We start from the raw sequence: 12499 nt of genomic DNA, 5'->3' as shown, positions 1-12499 counted from the left end.
CGGACGAACCGCGGGCACCTGACACCGGACGAACCGCTGGCACCGGAATGCGATGTGGGCCGGCAGCGCTGCACCCTTACGGAGAAGCATTCCGTCGCACACAAGGAGAGCAGCGCATGACCGACACCGTGCAGGAGTGGCAGCTGGCCGCACGTCCCGTGGGGCGCCCGGTGCCGGGAGACTTCCGGCTCGTGGAGCGGGAGTTGCCGGCCCCGGCCGACGGGGAGGTGTGGGTCCGCAACACCTTTCTGTCGGTGGACCCGTATATGCGGGCCCTGATGAGCGCCGAGGAGACGGGGAGCCTGGCCTACGCGTTAGACCGGCCGATGACGGGCGGAGCGGTCGGCGAAGTGGTCGTCTCGCGGGTGGCCGCTCTGTCGCCGGGGGACCTGGTCCTCAGTGACCTCGGGTGGCGCACCGCCGCGGTCGCGCCGGCCGGCCGGTTCACCAGGCTGCGGCGCGTCGAGGGGGTCCCGGACTCCGCGTTCCTCGGCGTACTGGGAATGCCCGGACTGAGCGCCTACGTCGGGCTGACCGAGATCGCGCAAATGCGCCCGGGGGACACGGTGTTCGTTTCCGGCGCGGCCGGGGCGGTGGGCAGCCTGGCCGGGCAGATCGCGCGGCTGCGCGGGGCGAAGGCGGTGATCGGCAGCGCCGGTTCCGCGGCGAAGGTGGAGTATCTGACCGGCGAACTCGGCTTCACCGCCGCCTTCAACTACAAGACCGGCCCGGTGCGCGAACTCCTCGCCGAGGCCGCCCCGGACGGTATCGATGTGTACTTCGACAACGTCGGAGGCGACCACTTGGAGGCCGCCATCGACGTCCTGAAGCCGAACGGCCGGGCCGCGCTGTGCGGCGCGATTTCCGGGTACCACGACACCGAGCCCGCGCCGGGGCCGCGCAACATGATCGAGCTGGTGAAGAAGCGGATCACGCTGCGCGGTTTCGAGGTCGGGGACCATGCGTACCTCCAGCCGCGCTTCGCCGAGGAGATGGGCGGCTGGCTGGCCGAACGGAAGATCACTTTCCGTGAAACGGTCGAGGACGGCATCGGGCACGCGGTGGAGGCTTTCCTCGGGCTGATGAATGGCCGGAACACGGGGAAGATGGTGGTGCGCATCTGACCCACCTGGGATGCACTGACCGGTGGTGAGACCCGCGCGGTCGGCTCCGTGCCCGCCTCGGCCAGCGGCGCGAGCAGCCGGTCGTAACCTGCCGCGAACTCCTCCGCGGGGATGACCGCTGGTGCGCTGACCACGCCGCCGCACAACGAGCCGGCCCCGGCCGCCGGGCGGGCGCGTGGACCGGCCCGCCCGGCGACCGGGGCGATGTGCGAGGAGCTGGAAAGGCGTACTAAGGCGCGATGTGCCAGCTCAGGGAGCGGGAGAGCAGCTTGCGCAGCGCCGGGTCACGGACCGCCTTCGTACGGTCGGTGGCGCGTGCCGTGACCGTGTGGGGGCGGCCGTCGGCCGGGACGCCGAGGGTGCGCGGGATGACCGATGACTTGCCGCGCGCGGCCTTGCGTTCGCGGCCGTCGACGGACCATGTCAGCTCCGCAGAGGCGGGTGCGGTGACCCGGATACGGGTCCCGCGGGACACCGCGTGGTGGGTGGAGACCGGGCTGCTCAGCACGCTCGCATAGCGGTAGAAGCCCGCGATCATCCCTTCGCGGCCGGGGAGGTTGAACTCCTGGCCCAGGGTCCGCATGATCGAGTTCTCGGTGGGGCGGTTGAGCCCGTACTGGTAGTAGCCGCCGCCCTCGAACGCGCCCACCGCGCCGCCGTCCGGCGACTGCTGGCCGATCCAGCGGTACCACTTCTGCTGCTGAGCGGTCATCTGGTCGGCCGAGAGCTTGCTGAGGTTGGCCTGGGCGGGCTCGGGTCCGGAGTAGGTCCCGGACTGGCCGTAGTCGTACTCGTCGGCGAGCTTGCCCAGCGAATGACCGGTTTCGTGCACCGCGATCTGGTCCGACTGGTCGTTGTCGGAGGAGGCGGTGGCGATCCCGTCGTAACCGACCTGCGAGGAGACGTCGTTGTAGCCCGCACCGCCGTACTTGCTGGAGTTGGAGAGGACCACGACGAGGTCGGCGGCCGGGGCCTTGGGGGCGTACGACTCGACCTTGCCGGTGTCGACGCACAGCAGCCGCTCGGTGCCGTCGCAGAAGAACGCCGAGTCCAGGGCGGTGTCGCGGACCACGTCCTTGGTCGGGTCGCCGGAGACGCCGGACTCGTTGGAGACGGCGTCGACGGCCCAGACGTTGAACAGGCCGCGGTAGGTGGCGTACGGCTCCACGGCGGAGATCTTGGCCCACTTGGTGCGGACGTCGGCGTGGAAGTCCTCCTGCTGGGCGGCGGTGTAGCCGTCACCGATGAAGACGACATCGAGCTTGCTGCCGACCGGGCCGCTCTGCACGATCGAGGTGACATCGCCGTCGCCGGCGGCGATCGCGGCCTTCTCGGACGGCGCGAGCGGCTTCGGGGCCGGGACGGTGGTCTGCCGTGGGTGGCCGTCCGCGCCGCTGAAGTACTCGACGTGCTGGGTGCGTGTGGTGGATGGGGGCGGGGTGGCGGTTTCTGCGGTGGCCGCGGCGGCCGTCGCGGCCACCGCCACCGCGGCGATGCCGACGGACACCGCGGTGCGTATGCGTGGGGACATGCGTCTGCGGTGATGTCCGGAAGTGCTTCTGCGCATGGGGGGTTCCTCCCGAAGCCCGTCGCAACGCGGCGGGTTGAGCCGAAATCAGGCGCGCTCAACGTAGAGGCTCCGGGGGCTCCAGGCAACGGATGGTGCGCAAGTGGCACACCGGACAGTTGAGTTCGGGCTAGGGGAGGAGGCGTGAGCAGATGTTTGGCAGAGCAATGTCTGCTCCCGGCAGGCGACTTGTGTGACCGGCGCCAACTCCGGCCAAGCACCCTGCCCGACCCCGCCCCGGCACCCGCCTGCCGTCCCGTCGGCCCCCGCTGACCCGTGTCCCGCAAGGGACGCACGGCAATACGTGTAGGGGGCGTCGTTGGCGGTGGGACGAGCGCGGGGGCGTACGCGCCTGGCGTGGTGCGGTTGTGTATATGTCCGTGTTTTGTAACACCAACTTGGATTTCTTCCGCCAAGGCGTGACGGGCCGTCACTCTGTGGGAGCCCGGTCAAACCGGCCGGGTGTCCGGTTTTTGGGCGCCCTGAACGTGGCGCCTTTCACAGGAGGTTCGATGTTCCGTAACGCTTCGCGTGTCGCCATGGTGGTACTGGGCTCCGCCGCCCTGGCAGCCACCGCCGCCCTCCCGGCCAGCGCGGATGGCCACCACCGCCACGCTCCGCAGCGCTGGCGGTCCGCTGTGGTCCTGGGACAGATCCAGTACGACAGCCCGGGACGCGACGACCGCTCCAACCGCAGCCTCAACGCGGAGTGGGTGACGGTGCGGAACACCGGCCGCACACCGATCAACCTCAAGGGCTGGAGCCTGTCCGACAAGAGCGGACACGACTACCGCTTCGGCAACCTGCGACTGGCCGGCCACAGCCAGGTCCGTGTCCACACCGGCCACGGTCAGGACAACCGCTGGGAGGTCTACCAGGACCGGCGCAACTACGTCTGGGACAACGACCATGACCACGCGACCCTGCGCAACGACCACCGCCGGGTCGTCGACCAGGTGCGCTGGGGGCACGGTCACCGTCGCTGACCCCGTGCGGCGCTGACCGGTGCGGGAGGGGGCGCCCGTCTCTCCCGCACCGGCCAGCGCTCCCATATTGGTGCGCCACAGGCAGCCAGCCTGTGGCGCACCGCCATTTTTTGGCCCGGGCTACGGCCCCGGCCCTTGGCTACCTGCTCCGCGACGCCTCCGGAGTCTCCTCGTCGGGCGGTGTCCCCTGGGGTCCGGCGGCCCGGCCGCGACGGGCGAAGAAGTAGCCCGCCACCAGGATCGCCGCCCATGCCGGAGCCACGTACAGCGCGATACGGGTCTCGGCGTCGAAGGCCAGCAGGACGACCACCAGGCAGAGAAAGGCGAGGACGAAGTAGTTCGACACCGGCGCCAGCGGCATACGGAAGGCGACCGGCCGGAGCCGCCCGGCCCGGACCGCCGCCCGGAAGCGCAGATGTGCCGAGGAGATGATCGCCCAGGTGAACACCGCGGCGACGGTCGCCACGCTCGTGACATACGCGAAGGCCTTCTCCGGGACGAAGTAGTTCGCGGCCACCCCCAGCAGCATGACGGCCATGGAGGCGAGGATGCCCGCGGCGGGCACGCCCTGCCGGCTGACCTTCCCGAACGCGGCCGGTGCGTGCCGGTCCCGGGCCAGGGTGTGCAGCATCCGGCCGGTGGAGAACACCCCGCTGTTGCAGGACGACAGGGCCGCGGTGAGCACGACCATGTTCACCACAGCGGCCGTCGCGGGAATCCCGACCTTCGCGAAGACCAGCACGAACGGGCTGACGTGCGGATCGAGTTGGTTCCACGGGACGAGCGCCATGACCGCGGTGAGGGCACCCAGGTAGAACAGCCCGATCCGCCAGATCACCCGGCGTACGGCGGTCGGCAGGGTCTTCTCGGGGTCCTTGCTCTCACCGGCGGTCACCCCGAGCAGTTCGACTCCGACGAAGGCGAACACCACTACTTGGAGGGCGAGCAGTGGCCCGGCGATACCGTGCGGGAAGACCCCACCGTGGGACCAGATATTGCTCAGTGACGCGGTCTCCCCCAGGGGACCGAAGCCGAAGATCAGGATCGCGGCGGCCATGACCAGCAGGACGACGATGGTCAGCACCTTGATGATGGCGAACCAGAACTCGAACTCGCCGAACAGCCGGACCGCCGCGAGATTGACCACGCCGAGGATCGCCAGGGCGATGAGGCCGGGCAGCCACTGGGGCACCGCGGGCCACCAGTAGCGGACGTAGATCCCGGCCGCGGTCAGCTCGTCATGTGAAGACTCTCTTCGTCAGGGGGCGGTCTTCGTCGGGGGCGGTGGTGCTCCGAAGGGGTGGGGGAGTGGGCGTCAGTGGTCGCGGGAGGCCGAGCCGCCCGTGTAGGCGCGCGGTACGCGGGCGCCGATACGGGTGACGATTTCGTGGGAGATGGTGTGGGCGGCCCGCGCCCAGTCCGCCGCACCGGGCTCCCCGCGCTCGCCGGGCCCGAAGAGCACCACCTCGTCCCCGGGCGCGGCGGAGGCGTCGCCGAGATCGACGACGAACTGGTCCATGCACACGGTGCCCGCCACCGTGTGCTGCCGCCCGGCGACGAGGACGGGGCCGGCCTGCGAGGCGTGTCGGGGAACACCGTCGGCATAGCCGAGCGGCACCAACCCGAGGGTCGTCTCACAGGCCGTGCGATAACGGTGGCTGTACGAGACGCCCTGCCCGGCGGGGACCCGCTTGACGGAGGCCAGGCGGGCGGTGAGCGTCATCGCCGGCCGCAGCCCCAGCTCCGAAGGCCCGGCCAGGTCCGGCACCGGGCTCAGTCCGTAGACGGCGAGCCCGGGACGGACGAGGTCGAAGTGCGCCTCCGGAAGCGTCAGGGTGGCGGCCGAGTTGGACAGATGCAGGACATCGGGAGCGAGCCCGGCCCGACGGGCGATCCCGGCCGCGTCGCGAAAAGTCGCCAACTGCCCTTCACAAGAGGGGTGTCCCGGCTCATCGGCCCGCGCCAGATGCGACCACACGCCGACCACCCGGAGGTACCCGGCCGCCTCGGCGGACGCCGCGCTGTCCACCAGCGTCCGCCAGTCGCCCGCGGCTGCGCCGCCGCGCCCGAGCCCGGTCTCCGCTTCGAGGTGGAGCAGCGCGGGACGGTCCACGGCCTGCGCCGCCCGGACCGCTGCCCGCACCGCCCACGGGGCACCGGCCGACAGCTCGACACCCGTGGCCACCGCGGCACTCCAGTCGTCACCGGGGGTCAGCAGCCATGCCAGCAGCCGGCCGGTGACACCGGCCGCGCGCAGCGCCAGTGCCTCCCGCATCCCGGCGACGCCGAGCCAGGTGGCACCGCCCGCGAGCGCCGCACGGGCGACCGGGACCGCACCGTGCCCGTAGGCGTCGGCCTTGACCACGGCCATCACCTCGGCGGGCCCCGCCGTGTCACACAACCGGCTGACGTTGGCGCGGATCGCGGCGAGGTCAATACGGGCCTGGGCGTGCGGTGTTCCGGCCTGCTGGTCGTCCGCGGACGGGACCGGCCCGCCGGACACCCCCAGAGGGCGCCCGTCCACGACCGCGGTCACCGCCGCTCCGTATCCGGCTTCGACGTTCTCGGCCTCGCGGGCCATGCCGAACGACATGCCACCGTCCTTCCATGAAATCCATTGCTGCCCGGTGAGCTGCGGGTGGAGCCATGGTTTCGGCGGGGGGACGGCCCGTCATCGTTCGCTCGGCACCGTCCCGGGCCGCTCGGCAGTGGGGCCGGGACAACGGGAGGGGGCGGCGGGGCGGGAGGCCGCGTACAGGAGGAGGGCATACGGGAGGACGGCATACGGAAATCCCGCCATACGGAGACGCCGGACCGTCACAGCGACATACCGGGCAGCGGCCCGGGTTCCCTCACCCGGAAGTACCCACCGGTTCGTCCGGGCCGCCTTCCGCGCCGTATTGGCGGGCGGTGAGCTGGAGCAGCAGAGCGGTACGGACCTCCGGGTCGTCCAGCGGCAGCGCCACGACCTCCTGGAGGCGGCGCATCCGGTGCCGGAGCGTGTTGGGGTGGATGTGCAGCCGGGCGGCGGCGGCCCGTGGATCGCCCCGCTCCTGGAGCCAGGCGTACAGCGTCGGCACACAGTGCGTACCGTGCGCCCGGTCGTGGTCCACCAGCTGCTGGAGCGGCCCGACGCCCGCAATCCGTGTCGCCGCGGCGGACCGCGCGACATGGCGCAGCACGACCGTCGCCCACACCTCGTCGTGCACCGCCTGGCGGCGCGCGATCAAGCCGGTCCGGAGCAGATCGAGCGTGTCATCGGCCTGCTCCCGCGAGCGCGCCAGCCCGGGGACCGACGCCGCGAGCCCGCCGACCGCGATCAGTGGATCGGGCTTCCCGGTGATGCCGCGAAGTGTCTCCAGCCATCCGGGCCCGTCGTCGGCGCCGGGGCCGACCATCTCCGCCGGGACGATCCCGTAGACCACGCCGCCGACGATCGCCGCGGGTGACCGCAGTCGACTGCCACGGAAGCGGGACATACGCTCCCATACGGTCAGCCGCTGTCGCTCCGCCTCCTCGTCGTCCGCGCAGCGCACCCCCACGGCGATCACCCGCCAGGGACCGGTGGTGAGCCCCAGCCGCCGCGCCGCGTCCGCCGCTCCCTCCTGGCCGTGCAGCACAGTGGCGACCATGTCGGTCAGCACCAGGCGCTCCACATCCGCACCGGCGCGCCGGCGCAGCAGATGCAGCGCCGCCGTCGCGGCCGTGTCCGCGAACGCCGCGGCCCGCTCGGCGGGCACCGGCCCCGGCACGATGGCCCAGATCGAGCCGAGCACATCCCCGCCGGCGTGCACCGGCATGACCAGCCGCGGCTTGGTGCCCTCGACCACCGCGGGGACGTAGATGGGTCCGGTGTCCTGGGCGATCCGGCGGAAGACGCCGTGCTGCCGGAATTGGGCGTTGACCTCGTCGGGGACGTGCCGCCCCATGATCGTGGCGACCCGTGCCTCGTCACCGCGCTCCTGCCGCGCCGAGTAGGCGAGGACCCGGGAGCTGCGGTCCTCGATGGTGACCGGTGCGTCGATCACGCGGGCGATCGCATCGGCCAGACCGAAGAGGTCCCCCGCCTCGGCACCGGCCGCCCCGCTGCCGGAGTCCGCGTAGCCCTCGCTGTCGAGCACCGCCCGCAGCAGCGAGACGACCTGCGCCCAGCCCGCCTGCTGCTCGACCTGCACCAGCGGGATTCCGGCCGCGCTCGCGGCGGTGACCACCGCTTCGTCGACCGCGACCGGGGCCTTGAGCAGCAGGGCGCCCGCCGACCGCTCGGCGCACCACGACAGCAGCCGCAGGGCCGGTGCCCGGTCCGTGAGATTCACTCCGAGGACGACATCGCCCGGACGCAGATCGAAGCCACCGTCCGGCTCGGCGATCACCACATCTCCCACCGGGACCGCGGTGCCTCCGGGGGCGCACACCCCCGACAGCACGGCCGGCCCGACGGAGCTGAGAAGCCGCTGGAGGCTCATCACTGGCATCACCCGTTCACCGTTCCACCCACCATCGTGCCGTACGGAATCCGCACCTCCGCCGGCCGGGGCCGCCCCGGTTCTCATTTCCGGCCGGCGGGAGGTGAACGGTCGCGGGAGTCCGTGCGTATCTCTCCATATCCGTGTCCCCTGAGGCACCGGTCCACGATGTGAGGAGGCAGCATGACTGACCCGGGTATCCCGCAGCTTCAGGCATTGCCGGACGGAGACGCCGAACTCGCGCTGGTGGTGCGCTTGCAATGGGAGGACGTCGCCGCCCTCGGCCAGGACGCCGCCCGGCTGGCTGCCCGGTTCAAACGCCCGGTGTCCCTGGACGAGGCCGCCGGCCATCGCCTGCGTATCCGGTCACCCGCGGCCCACGCCAAGGCCATGCCACAGGAGCGGGTCCAGCCCGCCGTGGCCTCCACGACGGTGTCGCCGCTGCCCGCCCGCTCCCCCCAGGAACAGGCCCGGCAGGCGATCGAGAAGATCAACGGCTCCAACGGGCATGAGACGGCGTAGCGCGACGTCGGGCTGAGAGCACGAGGGGGACCGGCGGGTCCCCCTCGCGGAGGGGTTCGGCGGTTGTGGGGCCGCCGGGCCCCTCAAGCGCGCTCGGGGTCCCGCGGCCCGGCCGCCGGGCCGCTCCTGAGAACTGGCCTCAGAACTCCCGTCCATCGCTTCCCGTCACCGCGACCCCGCGGCCACCAGCGTCGCGGTGAGGGGTTCGAGCTCGGCGACCAGCTCGTCGAGCTCGGCGGGAGACAGGGCGTCGTACGGCGGGGCGGCGAGCTCGTCGGTATGGGCCTCGATGCGTTGCTGGGTCTCGCGGCCGGCGTCGGTGAACCGGCCTTCGGCGTCGACGAGCCCGCGCTCGCGCAAGCCGTCCATGACCGCGGCCAGCCGCTTCTTCGGCAGGTGGTGGATGCGCCCGAACGACTCCGGCGGGTGGATGCCCTGCGCCAGCGCGGAGAGCACATGGGCCTCCGTGCCGCCGATGTGCGCGCCGAGGAGTGCGGCGATGTGCCCGTCGGCGCGGTGCTCGCGCAGCATGGTCGCGGAATGCCACAGCTGGGCGACCGGGTCGCTCGGCACCGGAAGGGTGCGCATCCCGGCGTACATCACCCGGCCTTCCGTGGGCGCGCTCGTCGCGGCTTTGGTGGTCAGGTCGGCGGCGCGCACCAGGCCAGGGGAGCCGGCCGGCTCGGCGCCGAGGATGCGCCGTACGGAGGCCGCGCTGCCCCGCTCGCGCGCGGCGACGGACGCCTCGGGCGGGATCGTCTCCCACGCGCTCGGGATGTGCCGCGCGGCCTCCCCGTCGGCGAAGCTGTAGAAGGCCGCGTGCACGACCTGCGCCGGCACCCGCCCCAGCGGCGCGGCGCGGCTGGCGAAGTAGCCGTCCCAGTAGGTGCGGTGGCCGAGCGCGGCCAGCTCCTCGTTGCACTCGTCGGCGAGGTAGGTGACCAGGCAGATCGGCTCCAGGAGCTCGAACATGCGACGGGCGGTGATGGTCATGGCCGCCATCAGACCAGGTCTCAGCGCGCCGGGCCATCAGCTGGGCCGACCGGGCGAAGTACATCGGCCCAACGGCGCAACCCGGGTGCACGGTGCGTGCTGCCCCGTGTCCGCCGGTGATTGTGTGACGAGCCGGCGCGACCGTCGCTGGGCCCGCAGGGCCGGGCCGTGCACCGAGGAGGCAGGCAAGCGTGGACGCCGAGGCCGGCGCTCTCCTGAACGTCCCGAGCAGCGAAGGCACGTAAGGCATGCACACCACGGTCACCCTGCTGGCGGACGCTCCGGCCCAACTGCTCCCGGCCCGGCAGCTGATGGCCTTCACCCTGGCCTCGCACATCATTCTGGTACCGCTCGGGGTGGCGCTCCCGCTGATCACCCTGGTGATGCACTACCGCGGTCTGCGCCGGAACGATCCCGTCGCCCTGCTCCTCGCCCGCCGCTGGTCGGCGGTGATGGCGGTGCAGTTCGCGGTCGGTGTGGTCACCGGCACCGTGCTGTCCTTCGAGTTCGGACTGCTCTGGCCGGGCCTGATGGGCAAGTGGGGCGGCGTCTTCGGTATCGGTTTCGGGGTGGAGGCCTGGGCCTTCTTCCTCGAAGCGGTCCTCATCGCCATCTACCTCTACGGCTGGCGGAGGCTGAAGCCCCGCACCCACTTCCTGCTGGGCCTGCCGCTGCCGGCCGCCGCCCTGCTCGGCGCGTTCGGCATCCTGGCGGCCAACGCATGGATGAACACCCCCCAGGGATTCACCCTCGACGCCGACGGCAAGCCCGTGGACGTCCACATCTGGTCGGCGATCTTCACCCCGATGTTCGGCCCCCAGTACTGGCACTTCGTGGTGGCGATGCTGATCACCGCGGGCTACACCGTCGCCGGGGTCTACGCCGTTGGCTGGCTGCGCGGCCGCCGCGACCGCTACCACCGCCTCGGCTTCACCGTGCCGTTCACCCTCGCCGCGGTGTTCACCCCGGTGCAGTTCCTGCTGGGCGACTCGATCGCCCGGTCGGTCTTCCACAAGCAGCCGGTGAAGTTCGCCGCTACGGAACTCGTCTGGCGGACCGACACCCACGTGCCTGAGTACATCTTCGGCCGACTGCACCCGGACGGCAGCATCTCCGGCGGCATCAAGATCCCCCAATTCGACTCCATCCTGGCCGGGTTCACCCCCGGGACCAAGGTGACCGGACTGACCTCCGTCCCGGCGGATGACCGGCCGACGCCCACTCAGGCCACCATCGCCCACTGGGCCTTCGACACCATGGTGGTGATCGGGTCCCTGCTGATCCTCCTCGCCCTCTGGTACGGCTGGTGCCGGCTGCGGCAACACCGGCTGCCCGCCTCACCGTGGTTCTTCCGCGGCGCGGCCTGCGCGGGCGTCGCCTCCGTCGTCGCCGTCGAATGCGGGTGGATCACCGCCGAAGTGGGACGCCAGCCCTGGATCGTCTACCGGCACATGCGCATCGCCGAGGCGGTGACCGCGACCCGGTCCACCAGCCTCTGGATCATGCTGGGCCTGGTCGTCGTGGTGTATGTGTTCATCTTCGGCTCGCTGCTCGCCGTGCTGCTCAAGATGCGTACGAACTGGCGGCTCGACGACGCGCGCCGGGCGGCGGGGGAGCGGACCGGGGAACCGGAGGCCGACACCCCGTACGGGCCCCGCGCGCGGGTACCGGCCGGTGACCCGCCACCCGACGGCGGCACCGGGCCCGGACCGGCCGAGGACGGCCGGCCGTGATCGCCGATGTCATCGCCGTGGTGCTGCTGCTCGCCGTCGCCGCCTACGCCTGCGCCGGCGGCACCGACTACGGAGCCGGGTTCTGGGACCTGACGGCCGGTGGCGCCAGGCGCGGCGCGCGCGCCAGGTGGCTGATCGACCACGCCATGGCCCCCGTATGGGAGGTCAACAACGTCTGGCTCGTCTTCGTCTTCGTCATCATGTGGACCGGCTTCCCGACCCTGTTCCAGACGGTGTTCTCCGCCATGTGGCTGCCGCTCGCCCTGGCCGCCATCGGCCTCGTGCTGCGCGGCGCCGGCTTCGCGCTGCGCAAACCCATCCGCCGGATCGCCGGGCGACGCCTCTACGGCGCCGTCTTCGCCATCGCTTCGCTGCTCACCCCGTTCTTCCTCGGCGCGGCCGTCGGCGGGATCGCCTCGGGCCGGGCGGTGCCGGGCACGGAGGCCTCGGCCCACGCCTGGGCCAACCCGACCTCCATCCTCTTCGGACTGATCGCCATCGTGGCGACGGCCTTCCTCGGCGCCGTGTTCCTCGCCGGTGACGCCGCCCGTTACGGAGCGCCCGATCTGGTCGGCTACTTCCGGCGGCGGGCTCTGGGCAGTGTCGTCGCCCTCGCCGTACTCGCGGCCGTCATGCTGACCGTCACCCGGAGCGATGCCCCGCATGTCTGGCACGGGCTCACTCATGGCGTCGGCCTCGGCCTCGTCATCCTGGCCGGGGTCTGTGCCGTCGCCACCGGATGGCTGCTGCGCCGGCCCGGCGGCTGGTCCCGGGTCACCGCCGTCGGCGTGGTCGCGGCGTCGGTCATCGCCTGGGGGGCCGCCCAACGCCCCTACCTCATCCCCACGTCCCTGACCGTGGCCGCGGGGGCCGGCGACCCCGGCAGCCTGCGCTGGACCGGCCTGGTCACCCTCGTCGCCGTAGTGCTCGTCTGCCCGGCCGTGGCTTTCCTGTACTGGCTGGACACCCACGGCGAACTCGAACCGCTCTCCGACACCGACCTGCGCCGCACCGAACCGGCTCGCGACGATCCGACCGAGCTGAACTGACCACGACGGGAAGGCTTCCGGCCGGTGGCACCCCGGCTCCCTGGAATGCTGCCCCCGCC

At 71.9% G+C, this 12499-nt stretch carries 10 protein-coding genes; 5 read left to right on the top strand and 5 right to left on the bottom strand.

Annotation, left to right across the window (positions count from 1 at the left end; genetic code table 11):
- Positions 1-116 precede the first annotated feature (116 nt).
- Positions 117-1124 (top strand): NADP-dependent oxidoreductase, encoded by a 1008-nt coding sequence (locus tag QT196_RS01050; RefSeq protein ID WP_290354130.1) that lies wholly within the window; start codon positions 117-119, stop codon positions 1122-1124.
- 229 nt (positions 1125-1353) lie between these two features.
- On the opposite strand, the gene QT196_RS01045 is transcribed toward QT196_RS01050, so the two are convergent.
- On the bottom strand, positions 1354-2655 hold the full coding sequence (locus tag QT196_RS01045) for a M64 family metallopeptidase (RefSeq protein ID WP_290354129.1): 1302 nt from the start codon (positions 2653-2655) through the stop codon (positions 1354-1356).
- 548 nt (positions 2656-3203) lie between these two features.
- Between QT196_RS01045 and QT196_RS01040 the strand changes: the two genes are divergently transcribed.
- Positions 3204-3677 (top strand): lamin tail domain-containing protein, encoded by a 474-nt coding sequence (locus tag QT196_RS01040; RefSeq protein WP_290354128.1) that lies wholly within the window; start codon positions 3204-3206, stop codon positions 3675-3677.
- A 139-nt stretch (positions 3678-3816) separates the two neighbouring features.
- Here QT196_RS01040 and QT196_RS01035 read toward each other — a convergent pair whose 3' ends face one another.
- From QT196_RS01035 to QT196_RS01025, 3 genes are all read right to left on the bottom strand, one after another.
- A complete protein-coding gene (locus QT196_RS01035; RefSeq protein WP_290356593.1) occupies positions 3817-4911 on the bottom strand; it encodes an amino acid permease in 1095 nt (364 codons plus the stop codon).
- An 81-nt stretch (positions 4912-4992) separates the two neighbouring features.
- Entirely contained in the window at positions 4993-6270 is a 1278-nt protein-coding gene (alr, locus tag QT196_RS01030) for an alanine racemase (RefSeq protein WP_290354127.1), read from the bottom strand.
- A gap of 259 nt (positions 6271-6529) precedes the next feature.
- Positions 6530-8152, bottom strand: a complete 1623-nt coding sequence (locus QT196_RS01025) for a helix-turn-helix domain-containing protein (RefSeq protein WP_168476496.1) — start codon at positions 8150-8152, stop codon at positions 6530-6532.
- Between the two features lie 174 nt (positions 8153-8326).
- Here QT196_RS01025 and QT196_RS01020 point away from each other — a divergent pair, with 174 nt between their 5' ends.
- On the top strand, positions 8327-8665 hold the full coding sequence (locus QT196_RS01020) for a hypothetical protein (protein ID WP_168476495.1): 339 nt from the start codon (positions 8327-8329) through the stop codon (positions 8663-8665).
- 165 nt (positions 8666-8830) lie between these two features.
- Here the strand turns inward: QT196_RS01020 and QT196_RS01015 are convergent, their stop codons facing one another.
- Complete coding sequence (locus QT196_RS01015) at positions 8831-9658, bottom strand: MarR family transcriptional regulator (protein WP_290354126.1); 828 nt, start codon at positions 9656-9658, stop codon at positions 8831-8833.
- Between the two features lie 248 nt (positions 9659-9906).
- On the opposite strand from QT196_RS01015, the gene QT196_RS01010 reads away from it, so the two are divergent.
- Together QT196_RS01010 and QT196_RS01005 are read left to right on the top strand one after the other, a co-directional pair.
- Positions 9907-11391: a cytochrome ubiquinol oxidase subunit I gene (locus QT196_RS01010; RefSeq protein ID WP_266738826.1), complete on the top strand. Its 1485-nt coding sequence runs from the start codon at positions 9907-9909 to the stop codon at positions 11389-11391.
- Positions 11388-12440: a cytochrome d ubiquinol oxidase subunit II gene (locus QT196_RS01005; protein WP_290354125.1), complete on the top strand. Its 1053-nt coding sequence runs from the start codon at positions 11388-11390 to the stop codon at positions 12438-12440. The genes QT196_RS01010 and QT196_RS01005 overlap by 4 nt, the downstream gene beginning before the upstream one ends.
- Positions 12441-12499: the final 59 nt, after the last annotated feature.

It is taken from the genome of Streptomyces sp. P9-2B-2, from assembly GCF_030406865.1.
Classification (GTDB): domain Bacteria; phylum Actinomycetota; class Actinomycetes; order Streptomycetales; family Streptomycetaceae; genus Streptomyces; species Streptomyces platensis.
Note: the sequence above shows the minus strand (reverse complement) of the source record. Positions and strands in the feature narration are given on the sequence as shown.

What these genes read in the sequence shown, in the direction of transcription:
- QT196_RS01050 (WP_290354130.1), top strand. Translation starts at nt 117, where the DNA reads ATGACCGACACCGTGCAGGAGTGGCAGCTGGCCGCACGTCCCGTGGGG.
- QT196_RS01045 (WP_290354129.1), bottom strand. Translation starts at nt 2,655, where the DNA reads ATGTCCCCACGCATACGCACCGCGGTGTCCGTCGGCATCGCCGCGGTG.
- QT196_RS01040 (WP_290354128.1), top strand. Translation starts at nt 3,204, where the DNA reads ATGTTCCGTAACGCTTCGCGTGTCGCCATGGTGGTACTGGGCTCCGCC.
- alr (WP_290354127.1), bottom strand. Translation starts at nt 6,270, where the DNA reads ATGTCGTTCGGCATGGCCCGCGAGGCCGAGAACGTCGAAGCCGGATAC.
- QT196_RS01025 (WP_168476496.1), bottom strand. Translation starts at nt 8,152, where the DNA reads ATGCCAGTGATGAGCCTCCAGCGGCTTCTCAGCTCCGTCGGGCCGGCC.
- QT196_RS01020 (WP_168476495.1), top strand. Translation starts at nt 8,327, where the DNA reads ATGACTGACCCGGGTATCCCGCAGCTTCAGGCATTGCCGGACGGAGAC.
- QT196_RS01015 (WP_290354126.1), bottom strand. Translation starts at nt 9,658, where the DNA reads ATGACCATCACCGCCCGTCGCATGTTCGAGCTCCTGGAGCCGATCTGC.
- QT196_RS01010 (WP_266738826.1), top strand. Translation starts at nt 9,907, where the DNA reads ATGCACACCACGGTCACCCTGCTGGCGGACGCTCCGGCCCAACTGCTC.